The sequence below is a fragment of the Marivirga lumbricoides genome (genome assembly GCF_014636295.1).
Classification (GTDB): Bacteria; Bacteroidota; Bacteroidia; order Cytophagales; family Cyclobacteriaceae; genus Marivirga; species Marivirga lumbricoides.
The window spans coordinates 147,030-164,331 of sequence record NZ_BMEC01000004.1 but is presented as its reverse complement, the minus strand read 5'-3'; the positions used below and the strand labels follow the sequence as shown (position 1 = coordinate 164,331).

General features: G+C 37.1%; 7 protein-coding genes. All 7 read right to left on the bottom strand.

Annotated elements, in window-relative coordinates:
* Positions 1 to 22: 22 nt before the first annotated feature.
* Complete coding sequence (locus tag IEV85_RS07605; RefSeq protein WP_188461887.1) at positions 23 to 2,419, bottom strand: ABC transporter permease; 2,397 nt, start codon at positions 2,417 to 2,419, stop codon at positions 23 to 25.
* 18 nt (positions 2,420 to 2,437) lie between these two features.
* A complete protein-coding gene (locus IEV85_RS07600; RefSeq protein ID WP_188461884.1) occupies positions 2,438 to 4,834 on the bottom strand; it encodes an ABC transporter permease in 2,397 nt (798 codons plus the stop codon).
* 45 nt (positions 4,835 to 4,879) lie between these two features.
* The gene (locus IEV85_RS07595; protein WP_188461882.1) at positions 4,880 to 7,333 is read right to left on the bottom strand and encodes an ABC transporter permease; all 2,454 of its coding nucleotides are present in this window, start codon (positions 7,331 to 7,333) and stop codon (positions 4,880 to 4,882) included.
* Between the two features lie 53 nt (positions 7,334 to 7,386).
* Positions 7,387 to 9,795 carry an ABC transporter permease gene (locus tag IEV85_RS07590; protein WP_188461880.1) on the bottom strand — a complete coding sequence of 803 codons (2,409 nt, stop codon included), beginning with the start codon at positions 9,793 to 9,795 and terminating at the stop codon, positions 7,387 to 7,389.
* Positions 9,796 to 9,814: 19 nt separating this feature from the next.
* Positions 9,815 to 12,238 (bottom strand): ABC transporter permease, encoded by a 2,424-nt coding sequence (locus IEV85_RS07585; RefSeq protein WP_188461878.1) that lies wholly within the window; start codon positions 12,236 to 12,238, stop codon positions 9,815 to 9,817.
* A 158-nt stretch (positions 12,239 to 12,396) separates the two neighbouring features.
* Positions 12,397 to 14,856 (bottom strand): ABC transporter permease, encoded by a 2,460-nt coding sequence (locus tag IEV85_RS07580; RefSeq protein WP_188461876.1) that lies wholly within the window; start codon positions 14,854 to 14,856, stop codon positions 12,397 to 12,399.
* 33 nt (positions 14,857 to 14,889) lie between these two features.
* Positions 14,890 to 17,283 (bottom strand): ABC transporter permease, encoded by a 2,394-nt coding sequence (locus IEV85_RS07575; RefSeq protein ID WP_188461874.1) that lies wholly within the window; start codon positions 17,281 to 17,283, stop codon positions 14,890 to 14,892.
* Positions 17,284 to 17,302 lie beyond the last annotated feature (19 nt).

The window sequence follows — 17,302 nt, the reverse complement described above, 5'->3', positions numbered from 1 at the left end:
AATAAAAATTCTCATATTCAAATCACTCATCTTTCAGCACCTCCGCCGGGTTGCTATTGGCAGCTTTTAGAGAGTGTAGAGCCACTATGCCAATACTAAGCAGAAAAGCTATTCCTCCCGCCAGCAAGTAAATACTTACCGGTGTATCCATCCTGAACTGAAAATTACCCAGCCACTCCGACATAAAATACCATGCAGGATAGATGGCAACCACAAAAGAGATTCCTATTAATAAAGCATATTCTTTAGAAATCAGCACTAAAATACTACTAATGGAGGCTCCTAAAACTTTTCGAATACTGATTTCTTTAGTGCGTTGCGCAATAGTAAAAGACGCGAGCCCGAACAAGCCCAAACAACTGATTAATATCGCTATAGAAGTAGCAAAAAACAACACCTTTTGTAACCTTACCTCACTTCGGTAAAAGTCCTCCACTGTCTCATCCAGGAACTGGAATTCATAGGTTTCGTTTGGATAAACTTTTTTGTAGGTATCTTTCATTTGGTCTACAATGCCGGTGACATCTACATTGGAAGCTAGTTTTACGTTTACTGTAAATAAGTTTCTTTTATCATAGCCCATCATCATTGGCCTGATAGCTTCATACATCGATTCTGTATGAATATTTGGTATCACCCCTACTATTGATAGATTGCTGCTATCATATAACACAGTTTTTCCTAATGCATCCTGTGGATCAAGAATCCCTAATTTTTCCAATGCAGCTTCATTGACCACAATCTCTGTTTCATCTGTGGTAAAATTTCTTCCTGCCAAAATAGGTACTTCATAGAGGCCTAAATAAGAGGTATCTCCTATTTTTGATTGTATATTAATTTCCTCCTTTTGTCCATTTATTTCATAATCCACCGAGGTAGTCCACAAAGAATTGGAAATCAGCATATCACTACTTAATGCAACATTTTTGACTCCCGCAATGGATTCCAACTTAGCTTTTAACAATTCAGTTTTGGAAAGTGAATCTTTAAAAGGAGTATTAATATGCAATACTGCTTCTTTGTTAAAGCCTACTTCCTTTTCCATCAAATAATTAATCTGTGCACTTATGCCTAGAATAACTATGATGAATGCAATAGAAGAGGCAAACTGAAATACAATGAGGTTCTTTCTTAAAAAGTATTGAAAATTGAATCTTCTGCCTGCAGATTGAGTACTTCTTAAGGCTTTTATAGGTGAAAATCCGGACAAAATAGAGGCAGGATAAAATCCTGAAAACAGAAGAACTATAAGCGATAACCCTAAGAGAAATAGTAAGTTCCAGAAAGTAAAATAGCTAAAATTAAAGTTCTCGGGTAATACTTCCTTAAAATAAATGATACCCAGCTCACTCATAAAAATGGCTAATACAATGGAGGTAATTATTAGTATATAAGTTTCCGTCAAAAACTGACTTACCAACTGTTTCCTGGAGCTGCCCAGGGTTTTTCTTACTGCTACCTCTTTAGTCCTTAATTTGGATTGAGCTGTCTCCAGATTGATAAAGTTTATACAGGCAATTATCAGAATAAAAAATGCAATAGCTATTAATCCGTTTAAGGTGGATTTGTCGGCAGTATGAAAAGCGTAGTTATCTGAAAAATGCAATTGATTTAATGGTTCCAGATCAAAAGTGGTAGTCCAGTTACCATCTTCTTCAATATTTTTATCAGTTATAGCCAATAATTCTCTTTTTGCCAGTTCAGTTTCTGTTGGATCAACCTTTACAAAAAGCTGGGCAGAAGAATTAACTGTTTCCCAATCGTCCACATTTCTAAACTTACGGATATGAGGATTATTTAGAATTGTGGAGTAAGACAGAAAATCGGTAAATATTAAATCTGTTTGCTCTTTTAAATCAGCTACTACTCCTGCAACGGTGACTCTAATGGTATCTGTATAAATTAATTCTTTCCCCACTATGTTGTTAAGAGTAGTATTGCCAAAATATTTTTCAGCCTTACTTTGTGTAAGTACTACAGTATAAGCATCTTCTAAAGAAGCAGGATTACCTGCCAGCCACTCATATTTGAAAAACTCAAAATATTGAGGGTCAGTAAATACAGCTTTATTGGTTATACCATAGTTGTCCTCCTTATCAGCAGATTCCACCAGACACCTAATAGTATATAATTGAGTAACAGCTTCTGCTGATTTCATTTCATTCCTTACTGCTTCAGCTAGTGGAATAGGTGAGCCAGGATTAGGCCAATCTTCCACTCCGTTAGTGGTTAAAGTAGTAAGTCTGTTAATCTTTTCCTTCTCCGGGTGAAAGGTATCGAAGCTATACTCATAGGACACCAGGTTATAAATAACAAAGCAAGCTGCAATGCCTATAGACAAACCTAGTACATGGATGAATGAGCGAAGACTATGGCGCTTTATATTGCGAAGTGCAATTTTCAAGTAATTGAGTAGCATAATGATTATGTTTTAAGGTTATTCGTCTTTAAGTATTTTTACCGGGTTGATAATTGATGCCCTAAACGCCTTGTATACAATTATTAATAATGTAATAAATACGGAGGTCAAAAAAGCTATCAAAAACACCCATATACTGATGGATATTCTATTGGTAAAATCCTGTAGCCATTGATTCATAAAGTACAAGGAAACTGGTATAGCAATCAAAAAAGCCACAATAACCAGTTTAACAAAATCGAATGTTAGCAATTGCATGATTTCAGATATACTGGCTCCCAGCACTTTTCTTACACCTATTTCTTTAGTTCTGCTCTGTACAATGTATGAAAGTAAGCCTAACAAACCGATAGCACCTATAAATAAGGCAATGCCGGTAAAGAGACTGAAAGTACGTTTCATCCTTGCTTCATTAATGTAAAACTGATCGATCGTATCATCCAAATAGCTATAAGTAAACAAATAGTCGGGATAGCTAAGCTCCCACTCTTTTTGAATGGTCGGTAGTATATTATCGGCCATGCTGTTATCTATTTTGACAGCTACCTGTGTGAAGTTTTCTTTATCGTACCACAGCGCTATAGGTGGTTTTTCCTGATGTAAAGATGTTGTATAAAAATCTTTGATAATGCCTACTACTTGCCCATCTGTTCCCCAAACCTGTACAGTGGCCCCGAGCATATCTTCATAGTTTTCCACTCCCAATGCTTTAACTGTTTGCTCGTTAAGCAAATATTCCCTTATAGTATCCTCTCTAATATTTCTTCCTGCCAACAATTCTATATCATAAGTATCTAAGTATTGATCATCAATATTTTTGACCTGCACCACATTACTGGCAATTTCTTCTGCGCCATTTTTGACATAATAAATTTTACCGCCCCAGGTGGAGCTTGAAGCTGCACCTGTATTTGAAAAAGAAACATGCTTAACCCCATCAATTTCTGAAATTCTGTTACTTAGGTTTTCAAAATTGGTTTGATCCGCATCATATACTGGCATTTCAATAATATTCTCTGAATTGATACCCATAGGCTGCGCCAGGAAAAAATTCATTTGCCTGGTCACCACTACTACGGCCACTATCATTACCTGAGAGATAACAAGCTGTGAAACTACAAGAGATTTTCTCACGGAAAAGCTAGATTTATCCACTTCATTTAATTTACTTTTCAATGCCTGTATAGGTTTATAACCAGATAGTATAAAGGCAGGGTAAAGTCCTGACAGAAGGGTTACAGTTATGAATAACCCAAATAAAGCTGTGATTAGGCTTACATCATAAGAAATCTCTGGTATATCATAACCGATAAATGGTTCAATATGATTAGTCGCTATTTCGGACAAGCCTATTGCCATAAATATGGCGATTAGCGTGATGATAGCCGTTTCCATCATGAACTGTTTCATTAATTGAAGCCTTCCCCCTCCTAAAACTTTTCTTATACCTATCTCTTTTGCTCTTTTGCTGGCTAAAGCAGTGTTAAGATTTACAAAATTGATACATGCCGCCAATAGTAGTAATATTCCAACAAGCGCAAGTGTAATTGTTTCCCGTTCTGTAGCTAACCTACCCGTGAAAGTTCCATAACGAAAATCCGTATGCATTTCAGCAAGAGGTTGTGCTACTAAACGAATTTCAGTAGGATTATCTTCTGATATATTTCTTTGTATGAAATCGGCAATTTGATGATTGAAATTCGCCATATCAACATTGTCATGTACTTTTATAAATGCCTGCACTGAACTGGATGTTGCTCCCCATGAATCCCAAATTCTGTCGGCTCCTCCTAATTCTTGATTAAGAATTAATTGAAAGGGTAAATCAGTATTAGCAGGAGGGTCTGCAACTATAGCTGAAACCAATACTTCATAATTGTTATCTAAGATGATGCTTTTCCCTATAGCTTGTTGATGACTGCCAAATAGATTTTCCGCCTGAGATTGGGTAAGCACGGCCGCATTGGCAGTATTAAATAATGACTGAGGGGTACCTTGTAAAAATTCGTAATCAAAAATGTCAAAATATTCAGCTGTCACAAATGCTACACTAGCGTTATCCAAACCATATTTTATTTTTTGACCATTTTTCTCAATTGAAATTAAACTCCCATTGCTCATATCAACCATGGCGAAATGCTCTACTTCAGGAAAACTCTCTTTAAAAGTTTTCCTAAGTGGATAAGGAATACCTATATCAAAATCTTTATCTCCATGTGTTATCTCTTCCTTTACCAATCTATAGATATTACCTGCATCATCGTGATACTTATCAAAGCTAAAGTCAAATTTTAAAATGAGAAATATTACAAAAGTAGCTGTGATACCTATACTCAAGCCTACCAAATTTATAGCTGTATGGCTCTTATTCTTTAACAGACTACGAAAAGCGATTTTTATTATATTTCTGAACATGAGCTTTGATTTTAGTTATTCTTTTTATCGAATTCTCAAATAGTATTATTCACTTTTTAAAGAATTTACAGGATTGCTTACTGCCGCTTTTATAGAATGGTAGGCCACTGTAAGCCAGGCAATTAAAAAGGCCGAAATACCTGCAATTGCAAATAATTCCCAACCAATGTTTATCCTGTAATTATAGCCTTCCAGCCATTGAGAAATACCCCACCAGGCAAGCGGTACAGCTAATAAAAAGGCCAAAATCACTAATCGGGAAAACTGCTTGGAAAGTAATAGCACTATTCCATTAACTGAGGCTCCCAGCACTTTTCGGATACCTATTTCCTTTGCTCTCTGCTCTGCCATAAAAGAAGCCAGAGCAAATAATCCTAAGCAACCAATAAATATGGCAAGGCCTGCGAAAATGGAAAACACCTGGGCCAGCTTAAGCTCTGCATTGTACATATTGGCGAACTCTTCATCCAAGAATGTATAGCTGAATGGCAAACTGGAGTCAAATTCATTCCATTTGGTTTCTATATTAGATAAAGTAGAGGCTATTTCATCTGATTGCAATTTGATCACCATTGAGGAAGTACTACTTCCCATAAATAATGCCAGGGGCCCGATATTTTCTTTCATGGATTCAAAATTGAAATCCTCTACTACCCCCAGCACCTTGTGCTGCTCAAATTCTCCTTCAATCAGGTTGTTCGATTCATCAAAAGCATTTGTTTGGATAGCATTGTCTTCTCCTCTTTTAAAACCGAACATTTCAAAGGCTCTTTCATTCAGTATTACACCGGAAGAATCTGAGGCTATTTCTTTATTAAAATCCCTGCCATCAATTACTTTCATACCCATGGTTGTGACATAATCCGGATCTACCCTCCACATCTGGATGCCTACCAAATTATTATCAGAGGCATCCTGACCCACCGGCCAGTAAGTATTATCAGTTCTACTATATCCGCTAATGGGAATAAAGCCACTGTAACTTGCAGAAACTACATTGGGAAGTTTTTTGATCTCTTCCTTAAAAGCCTCTGTTTTATTGCCCAGCATATAAGGATCATTCAACAGAATGACCTGATCCTTTTCAAAGCCGATATTTCTATTCTGTATAAATTGCAGTTGCTTGTAAATGGCAACCGTTCCTGTGATTAAAAGTATACTTATAAAGAACTGGAAAACTACCAGTCCGCTTCTTACAGCACTGTTACCGGAAGCAGTAGAAAGCTTTCCTTTTAATGTGTCTACAGGGTTAAAAGCACTCAGGTAAAACGAAGGATATAAACCGGCCAACATACCTATTATTAATGATGATGCTATTAAAACTATTATAAAAACAGGGCTGTCTACAGGTAGTACCAATCGTTTATCTGTTAACTCATTAAAATAGGGTAAAAGTAATACTACCAGGAATAGCCCCACCATAAATGAAAACACACTCAATAAAATAGATTCTGTCAGAAACTGGCCTACTAAGTTAGATCGGTAGGATCCTAACACTTTTCGCACACCCACTTCTTTTCCTCTGTTAGCTGAGCGCGCAGTGGAAAGATTCATAAAGTTAATACTGGCTAAAATAATGATGAAAACAGCGATTAATCCGAAAAGAATAACATAGTTTCTATTCCCCGTTCTGCCTATGTCAATGGTAAAATCAGACTGAAGGTAAACATCTTCCAGAGGTTGCATAAAGAAATCCATTGTGCCTCCTTCAGCTTTGAATTCTTCAATGGTTTTTCCATTCATCATAGTCTCAAGAACAATCGCTAATTCTGCATCAGATTTCTGATTAATTTTATCGATCACATTCTTCAGACTAGCATCATCACGTAGTTGGTAGTAAGTAAAGAAATTGTTACTGGTCCAGCTGTTGTTGCTCGCCTGCTCCTCTATGGAGGACATAGAAATCAGGAAATCATATTGGATATGCGAGTTTTCCGGCATGTCTTCAAATACACCGGTTATCTTATATGTTTCATCACCATCCAAAATCAATGATTTGTTAATCGCACTTTCATTCCTGAAATACTTGTCCGCCATTGTACGGCTTAACACTATAGTATTAGGTTCCTTGAGTTGCTGAGATGGGTTGCCCTTTAGTAATTGAAAACTAAAGAGGTCAAAAAAACCTGAATCCGCAAAAATCAACCTTGTTTCTTTAAAGCTTTGGCTCATTTCGGGTCGTTTCACCAGGAAAGAACCTAAGTTTCTTAGCCGAACTGCTTTTTCTACTTCAGGAATTTCTTCTTTCATAAAAGAGGCAACCGGTGCAGGAGATATTGCAAAATGATAGAAATTTTCTCCTACCTTTATATCCCTGTTTAGTCTGTAAATATTTTCTGAGTTCTGATGGAAATTATCGTAACTCATTTCATGCAGTACATAAAGGGCAATCATTAAGGAGCAAGCCACTCCTACTGAAAGACCAATAACATTGATAGCTGAATAAAGCTTATGCTTTCTCAGGTTCCTCCAGGCGATTTTTAGATAGTTTTTAAGCATGACGGTGGTATTAATTTTAAATAGCTATTCTCTAAATTCTTATAAATCTTTTATTATTCACTTTTCAAAGTCTCTGCAGGATTAACCCAGGCTGCTTTCACAGTTTGAAATAGCGTTGAGCCGGTAAAAATGATGAGGATAATGCACAGAGGTATGGTATAAAACCACCATCCTAAATCTATCCGAACCAAAAAACTATTCAGCCAGTTAGAAAACAAGTAATATGACAAGGGAACACCTACCATAAAACAAGTACTTAACCACAATAAGTATTCTCTTGACACTAAAACAAGCACATCATTAAAGGAGGCCCCCATGATCTTTCTGATGCTGATTTCTTTATTTCTTTGAATGATCAGTTGAGTAGTTACACCCACTATTCCCTTTACTGCAATAATGATGGCTACTATAGCTGCCAGACTAAAAAGTTTCACAAACTGAAGCTCACTTTTATATTGTTTATCAAAGTGCTCATCCAGAAAGTAGTATTCAAAAGGCGAGGCAGGAAAAAGCTTATTGAATGATCTGGCTATTAGAGGTAACACATTTTCAGTTTTACCTTCCTCAATATCCAAAACATAATAGTTTAAATCACCTGATGAATAGTTCAACACCATAGGATCCATTTGACTATTTACTCCTTGTTGTCTGTAATTTTCCACCACGCCTACAATAGGTACTGCATTACCATTACTATACAACTTTTCTCCAATAGCTTCTTCTGCCTTTTTTAATCCAAGTGTTTCTAAAGCTTTCTTGTTAATAATTGCTTCAGAACCTGTTTGTAAGTGGTTATTGAAATATTTACCTGCCAGAAGTGTTATATCAAATACATTGAAATAATTTTCACCAACATTTAAAATAGTGTACATGCTACCATTTTTAACCTTCCCCTCTACATGTACATTATCAGAGCGCCAATACACTTCATTGCCTGGGATTTCATTGGTGGCAGCCACGGCTTTTACTCCTTCTATTTTTGTGAACTCAGTGCTCATTTGCTCCTGATAGTTACCACTTCCTTCAACAAAGAGCATAGGAGAGCGCACTACTATTTTATCATCAAGAGAAATCCCTAATTTTTGATTCCTCATGTGGTTGAGCTGAAGATAAACGGTGAGAATTCCGGATAATATGATCAGGCAAAATATCAATTGAGTGACCAAAAGAGGCTTGGCAAAGGTGCTTTTCAATTTAAAAGTGAGTCTTCCTTTCAAAACCGCTGAGGGTGAAAAGGAAGTCAGTACTAAAGCAGGATAAATGCCGGAAAGCAAAGTACCTCCTATCCATAAAGCCAATAATGGCTGGTTAAGCCTACTAATGCTAAAAAGAGTAGAAGGTAAGTTTAGAGACAGGGCTTCAACCAGGTAACTTCCGCTTAATAAAATGATTATTGCTGCAATAGAGACTGCTATTAAGTTCAAAAAAAGCGACTCGAGCATGAACTGCAGAAAAAGCTGCTTTTTATTTCCCCCGGTTACTTTCCTTACTCCAATTTCTCTGGCCCTATTTAGTGCTCTTGCATTGGTTATATTGATGCTATTAAGATAAACCATCAACAAAACGAAAGTACCTATCCATATAAAATATTTTAATTTACTTCCGTCTATGCCGCCATTATACTCCCCTGCGTATTGCGTATTTGTATGGATATTCTGTACAGCTTGTAAAGCTAATTGCCATTCCGTTCCAGCTGTTTTTAAAGTTTCTCCATAGTTTTCTTGTAAAGCAGCATTTACCTGCTCCTCCACTAATGGAATATCATCGCTATTTACTTTAAGGTAGGTATAAAGATTTAACCAATCGAAAGACTGATCAATTTGCTTTCCTATGAAATGATGTAATGTGGCATATGAAACAAGGATTTCAGGCCTTAAGTGTCTATTCTCTGGTAGAGATTCATAAACTCCTACGACTTCAAATTCTACAGTTCCATCAAAATTGGTACTGTTGATCTCCAATACCTGCCCAGTTGGATCTGATTTACCAAATATTTTTTCAGCTGTATTTTCAGAAAGCATGGCCTTCAATGGCTGGCTCATTGAAGCAACATTTCCCTGTTTAATTTCTAAATCGAAAAAATCAAAATAGTTGTTATCTGTCAGAAATATATGCTCCTCTCTAACAAAATCATCTCCCCTTCCTGCAATTACCTCACCCATTATCACTACTCTGCTAAAATCTTCTACTGCTGCAATTTTATCTAAAGCCAGTTGCCCCATAGCAGGCGAAGTGCGAGCACTTTTCTCTACTGTAGCGTCTTCGGAGGTAGAGGAAAGGTTCAGTCTGAATAAATTACCTGAATTTTTAAGGTCTGCATCATAGCTTTGTTCAAATTGAATATATAACATGATTAACAACGCAGCAGCAATTCCTATCGATAGCCCCCCAATAGTGATGAATGAGTAAGCTTTATTCTTAAAGAGCTGACGGACGAATATTTTGAGATAGTTTTTAAGCATGATAATCTATAATTAGTGTCTACTCATTTTTAAGAGAATTAACAGGGTTCATTAAAGCTGTTTTTACAGACTGGAAACTAACAGTAAATAAAGCTACAACTAATGCCAAGAAACCAGAAATGGCAAAAAACCACCAGTTAACTTTAATTCTAAAGGCAAAATCCTGTAGCCACAAATTCATTGCATACCAGGCAATTGGTGTAGCTATTACAATTGCTATCAATACTAGTTTTATGAAATCTTTAGAAAGTAATCCAACTATATTGGTAACACCCGCTCCTAATACTTTGCGAATGCCAATTTCCTTTGTTCTGCTTTCAGCTGTGTAGGTGGCTAAGCCCAGTAAGCCAAGGCATGAAATAAATATGGCCAATACAGAAAATATGGTAAAAAGTCTTCTGAACCTAAAATCAGCAATGTATTGCTTATTGAAATCCTCATCTAAAAAACTGTAGAGAAATGGACGGTGTGGAGCAATAGACTTCCAAACAGATTCCACAGAAGCGATAGTGCTTTGAATATCGTTTGAATTCACCTTCAGAATCAAATACCTGCTGGCAAAACGTTCCAGCATTAATGTAAGCGGCTCTACTTTTTTGTGAAGCGATTCAAAGTTGAAATCTTTTACCACCCCAATTACTTTGCCTTCTTTACCCCACTGCGTAAATTTTTTCCCCACCACATCAGCGGTATTTGAATAGCCGTATTGCCTTGCTGCCGATTCATTGATGACAAGAGCATTATCTAAATCTGAAGGGAAATCTCTAGAGTATCCTCTCCCAGCAACTATTTCAAGCCCCATATGAGGAATAAAGTCAACATCTACCTGAAAAATGGGCTGAGTTTCATGTCGCATCTCTCCGCTTTCACTTTCAATGGATGTTTCTGCCTTAGGAAAATGGCTGCCGGGAATGCTCCTCGCTGCAGCCATTGAAGCCACAGATGGAATGGACTCCATCTCGTGTTTTAAGTTATCTAATTTTTCATTTACCTGTTCATCGTAATTGTAATCAACTACCAACATTCTTTCCTGATCAAATCCCAGGTTTGTCTCCAAAATGTGTCCCATTTGGGTATATACTATAATAGTACCCGAAATAAGAATAATGGAAAGTGTAAACTGAAATACTACCAATGCCTTCCTTAAGGAAACACCTCTACTTTGATTACCTGCTGCAGATGCCTTAAGTATTGCTACAGGTTTGAAGTTTGAAAGCACAAAAGCCGGATAAGAGCCAGCTAAAAAGCCAATGCCTACAATGCATAGAAGAAGTATAGAAATTGTTGAAGGTGAAAAGAAGTGAGTAAAATCGAAAGATTTATCAGTTAGCTCTTTCATTAATGGTAATAAGACACCTACTAGTGCAAATGCCAGAATAGAAGATATTACAACAATGATGAGTGATTCTCCCAAAAATTGAAAAATAAGCCCTTTTCTGTCAGCGCCAATGCTCTTTCTAATGCCAACCTCTTTAGCCCTATCCATAGAACGCGCAGTGGAGAGGTTCATAAAATTAATTATAGCTATAAACAGGATGAATAGACCTACTACTGAAAAAATGTAGATATTCGACATGCTGCCTAACTCCCCTGGCTGCCTCAATGCAGAAGAGTGAAGATATATATCTTCTAAAGGCTCTGCTTTGATATGGTATCCCTCTAAATTTTCCTCCACTCTCCTGGCTAAAAATTCAGGTACCTTCTTCTGAAATGCCTCAGGATTGAATTCCTCATTCACCAAAAAATAGGTATAGAAATCAACATACCCCCACCAATCAAATATCTCAGGTCTTCTTTGCTTGAAAGTGCTCATCGAAATTAAGGTATTGAACTTGAAATGAGAGTTTTGGGGCACATCTTCCATTATTCCGGTAACAGTGTAAATACCTTTATTTGACCTACCTCCTGACTCATCTCCCTCCAATGTTTTTCCTAAAGGGTCTTCATCACCGAAATATTTCTTTGCAGTACTTTCAGTCAACACAATACTAAATGGAGCCACTAATGCTGTATTGGGGTCTCCTTTGAGTAGTTTCCAGCTAAACACATCAAAAGCAGTAGAATCCATAAAAAACACCTCCTCTTCCTGAAACATCTTTTCACCCTTTCTTAAAAGTATGTCTGCTCTACCGGAAAACTGAACTATCTTCTCAATCTCAGGAAAATCGTTGGCCAGCGCTTGCCCAACAGGAGCATTGCCCCACACCTCATAATAATCCGGCTTTACATTATCCGATTCAGACGACTCACTGAAGCCATGAATCACTCTATAGATGCGATCCTTTTTCTCATGGTATTGATCATAGTAAAGTTCATCCTGTACGTACATGTAAATAAGAAAGCAACAAGCCATTCCCATTCCCAAACCAGCAATATTGATGAAAGAGTATACTTTCTTTTTCAGAAGGTTTCTCCAGGCGATTTTTATATAATTTTTAAACATGAGCAATCAGTTAATTTAGTCATTGGTTTACTAGTAAATAGTCATTGGTTATTGGTTTATTAGTAAATAGTTATTGGTTTATTAATAATTAATAATTAAAACTCATTTTGTTGATTATCCTGCACCAATAACTAATGACCAATTTCTTTTTCCTTTTTTTACTCTTCTTTCAAACTTCTCACGGGATTCATTAAACCTGCCCTTACAGTTTGAAAAGAGACCACAAGCACTGTAAAAACTACTCCCAACAGTATGGTAGCTATAAAAACCCATGCACCCGGTGAAGCTTTCACCTCAAACTGGTCTAACCATCTCATCATCAACCAGTAACTAAATGGCATAGCCAGTACAACCCCTATAGAGGTGATTTTCAGAAACTCCTTGTTAAACATCACTGAGATATTGTAAGCCGAAGCTCCCATTACTTTGCGAATGCCAATCTCCTTCATACGCCCTGAGATAGCCAGGGAGGCCAACGCAAATAAGCCCATAGCAGCTATCAGGATGGCAATAATGGAAGCTAAACCAACCATTTTTCCTAATCGCTGGTCGGACACATATTGCTTTTGTACTACCTCATCTAAAAATGAAAATTTAAATGGCTCCTCAGGGTATAAATTATTCCATGCTGCCTTTAAGGTTGTTAATACTGCCTGAAAATCATCTGTGGCAGGTTTAATATAAACTGTAGGGTTAGTACCTCCTGAAATGTTTAATGAATTGATGCCTGAGAAAACTGCTTCCGGATTTAAGGCAATCATTACAGGTTCAATTTTATCATAGAGTGAGGCATGGTGGAAATCCTTCATCACACCTATAATTCTGATATCCTTAAAGCCATCATTTTTAGCAGAATAAATCTGTTCCTGTAAAGGATTTTCCAGATTCATTAATTTCACAAAAGCTTCGTTAATGATTACCGCATTACTATCTGAAGGAATATCAAGAGAAAAATTCCTTCCCTTCACAAACTCAAGATTTAAAATATCTGCATATTCTGCTCCTACAAAACTGAATTTGAAATATTTCATCTGCCCTGTTTTATCTGGAAAACCACCTTCCCACCAGGTATCATTTCCATAGGTAGCATTAGCAATACCTGCTCTTTCAATTTGGGCATTTTGCTGAATTACTTTCTTAAACCGATTTGCTTTTTCAAAGCTTTTCTTAATGATGGTAATAAAACTTTGATCGGGAATAGCAGGCACTTCTACCATCAGAATATCATCCTTGGTAAACCCTAAATTATATTTATTGATATCGTTCATCTGCTTGTACATAATGAAAGTACAAGCCAGCAAAAATAGTGATAGAAAAAGCTGAAAGCCGAGAAGAAATTTACGCAAACCCTGCTTTCCAAAATTAAGGTTAAGGTTGCTTTTTAATACTGCTATAGGCCTTAACTGTGAAAGGAACAATGCTGGATAGGCACCCGCTATAAAAGTGATTAATATAAGCAGGCAAAAGATTATTGCTACCTGAGCCGGGCTGAATACTATTTGCAATGTCTTCTCAAACAAATCATTAAAAACAGGCAACAATAAATTTGCAAGCAATAAACCAACCAATGCCGCTGCTATAGTCATTAATACTGACTCCGTCATAAATTGGCCGAAAAGCTGTTTGTAGGCAGCACCCATGGTCTTTCTAACCCCTACTTCTTTCGCTCTTGTGGCAGATCGGCCTATTGATAAAGTAGTAAAATTAATGCAGGCAATTAACAGTATAAGTACCGCTATTCCTGAGAGAATCCACAGTAACTGCGGATTAGTGGAGACTACTAAACTTGTCTGGATTTCACTGTCCAGGTGAATTTCTTCGAGCGGTTGAAGAAGTAAATTGTAGGTATCTTCCTCCATGTCCCTTTTAACTGTTTCCTTTACCAAAGAAGCAAAACCTGCTTCCAGTGCAGAAATATCAGTTCCTTCAGCCATCAATACAAAACTGCCCCCATTGGTATTATGCCATCTATCCTGGTAGTTCTCACCAATAATTGTTTTCAATGTATTTTCAGGCAATAGTACTTCAAAATCAAGGCTGGAATTGGAAGGCAGATTAGCCAGTACTGATTTAATAATGAAAGGTTCATAAGTAGCTCCCAACTGAATTAGTAAAGTTTTTCCAATAACATCTGTAGTGCCGTAATACACTTCTGCTACATCTTCTGTAATAACTATCTGGTTAGCCTCCTTTTCATTTAAAAATGGGTTTTTCTCTCCTTTAATTACTTCAAAAGAGAAAATATCAAGAAAATCTGCACTTACCACATGAAGTGACTGATCTATACTTTGCTCCCCTTCTACTTTCGCTAATGCACCTGTAGTTACATAATGGGTAACTTTTTCCACTCCATCAAACTTTGCTTTAATGGTTGTAGGAAAAGCCATAGGAGTGCTGGCACTGGTGCTCACGTTTCCCTCTTCACCGGATTCCCAAAGGCCACGTGCTATCCTATCTTTATTGACATGAAAATCATCAAAGGAATTTTCATGCTGCACAAATAGGAAAATCAACATACTGATTCCCAAACCCAATGACAAACCTATCAGGTTAATGGTGGAATATAACTTATACTTTAATAAGTTTCTGAGGGCAATTTTAAAATAGTTCTTGATCATGTCTTTAGATTTTAATCCAACATTTATATTAATCTATTCTCTCTTTAAGGAATCTACAGGATTCATCAGCGCTACTTTCACTGATTGGAAACTGATAGTGAAAAAGGCGATGGCCATTACTGCAATGCCTGCTATAGCAAATATCCACCAGCTCAAATCTACTCTGTAGGCAAAATCCTGCAGCCATTTATCCATAGCAAACCATGAAATGGGTACAGCAATTAAAGTGGCCAATAATATCAGTTTCAAGAAGTCCTTGGAAAGTAATGCAATGATGCTTGTAGCTTCTGCACCCAGTACTTTTCGAATTCCGATTTCCTTGGTGCGCTGCTGAATAATAAAAGAGGCCAGGCCAAATAAACCTAAACAGGCAATAAAGATGGTTACACCTCCACCAATGCTAAACACATTGCTGACCCTTCTATCTTCCTTATAAAAAGCTGCCCATTGTTCATCCAGAAAATGATACTCCATTGAAGAGTGGGCATCAAACAGATGGTGAACAGATTCTGCATGAGCAAGCACTTCTTCGGTATGTTCCGCATTAAATTTGAGTGAGAAGTAATCTATACTTTGAAATACATTCGATCGAAAACCTAAAATCATAGGTCCCACCTTATTATGCAATGATTGAAAATTAAAGTCTTTTACAACCCCGGCAATTTGCAACTGCTGCTCAGTTCCATCATCGGTCAATGACAGAAATTTACCGATAGGTTCTTGCAGGTTTAAGGCTTTTGCGGCCGTTTCATTAATGATGACGTGTAAAGAATCTACAGCATTATTACCTGAGAAATTTTCTCCTTTCAACATCTCCATTTTATAGAGATCAATCATATCTGCATCAAAACCGATATAATTCATTTTAATAGAATCAGCACTTCCAAAGTTTTTAGTGTATACTTCAGCAATGGATTTCCACTCGCCGGGAACCCGTGAAGATACAGCCACTCCTTCTACATAAGGCGATTTAGCAAATTCCGTCTTTATGGTTTCAAAACGCTCGCGGACATCCCCATTATTAATATCTACAATCAGCATTTGCTCATTTTCGAAGCCCAGCGGAACATCCTGAATGTATTCAAGTTGTCGATAAGCGATTAAAGTGGCTATAATCATAATCACCGATAAGGTAAATTGAGTACTAACCAGCACTTTCCTAAGCAATATGCTTCCTTTACCGGTGTGCATAGCACCCTTTAAAATACTGGCAGGCTTTAAGCGCGACATCAGCACAGCCGGATAACTCCCTGATAGAAGGCCCACAATAATGGTGATACTCGATATGAGCATAAAAATACTACCAAAAGTAGCCACGTTAAACTCAAATTGCTTGTCCGTAAGCCCATTGAAAGTAGGCAAGAGCAGATCAATCAGGAAAAAGGAAAGGAAGAAAGCGATAAAAGCAAACAATGTAGATTCAGATAAGAACTGTGAGATTAACTGATATTGATAAGCACCGGAAACTTTACGGATCCCTATTTCTTTACCTCTATCAAGTGCTTTGGCTGTTGCCAGATTCATATAATTTATACATGCAATTAAGAGCATGAAAAAGCCTATCGCTATGTAGATATACACATAAGTGATTTCCCCTCTGTTTGTATCACTGGTATATTCTATGGCAGCAGAGTTAAAATGGATATCGGGTAAAGCCTGCAAATAAAAGTCATGCTCCTGTGGGTTTTTGAAATGATTTGCTACAAATCCTTCCATTTTCTGATGAATACTTTCAGGTTTTGCATTTTCTTTCAACAACAGATAAGTATAAGCCCCATACCTGTCCCAACTTGTTGATATTTCCTTATAGAAGTCCCAATCGGTAGGTAAGCCTACTAGAATTTTGTATTGAATATGAGAGTTCTGAGGTAATTTTTTGATCACTCCGGTTACCAGAAAATCTGTTTCACCACCGGAATCTAAGGTTTTTCCAAGTACATCTGTTGAGCCAAACAATCGCATTGCCCACTCCTCATCTATCACCACTGCAAAAGGTTTTTGCAACGCTGTAGCAGGATCCCCTGCTATCCACTCCAGATTGAAAAGTTCAAAGAAATTAGGCTCTGCAAAATAGTAAGCTCTTTCCTGATACGGTTCTTCATTATGTTGAAAAACTATCTGTCCCCCAAATTTGTACAACCTGGTGTAATCTTCTATTTCTTCATATTCCTCACTCAAGACTTTTCCTGTCGGACCGGGAACTATACCAAATTGTCTGGTTTCCTCGGATGTTGAATTGATTTCAACCAATCGATAAAGTCTGTCTTTCTTTTCATACATGTTATCAAAAGAAAGTTCATCAATTACCAACATAAAAAGTAAGCTACTACATGTGATCCCAAGAGTAAGCCCTAGTATATTGATGGTGGAATAGGTTTTGTTTTTCCACAGGTTTCTGAAGGCAATTTTAAAGTAGTTTTTAAGCATGGGTCCTGGAGTTTAAAAT

Coding starts and splice junctions, on each gene's coding strand:
- IEV85_RS07590 (WP_188461880.1), bottom strand. CDS start 9,795: ATGCTTAAAAACTATCTCAAAATATTCGTCCGTCAGCTCTTTAAGAAT.
- IEV85_RS07595 (WP_188461882.1), bottom strand. CDS start 7,333: ATGCTTAAAAACTATCTAAAAATCGCCTGGAGGAACCTGAGAAAGCAT.
- IEV85_RS07575 (WP_188461874.1), bottom strand. CDS start 17,283: ATGCTTAAAAACTACTTTAAAATTGCCTTCAGAAACCTGTGGAAAAAC.
- IEV85_RS07600 (WP_188461884.1), bottom strand. CDS start 4,834: ATGTTCAGAAATATAATAAAAATCGCTTTTCGTAGTCTGTTAAAGAAT.
- IEV85_RS07585 (WP_188461878.1), bottom strand. CDS start 12,238: ATGTTTAAAAATTATATAAAAATCGCCTGGAGAAACCTTCTGAAAAAG.
- IEV85_RS07605 (WP_188461887.1), bottom strand. CDS start 2,419: ATGCTACTCAATTACTTGAAAATTGCACTTCGCAATATAAAGCGCCAT.
- IEV85_RS07580 (WP_188461876.1), bottom strand. CDS start 14,856: ATGATCAAGAACTATTTTAAAATTGCCCTCAGAAACTTATTAAAGTAT.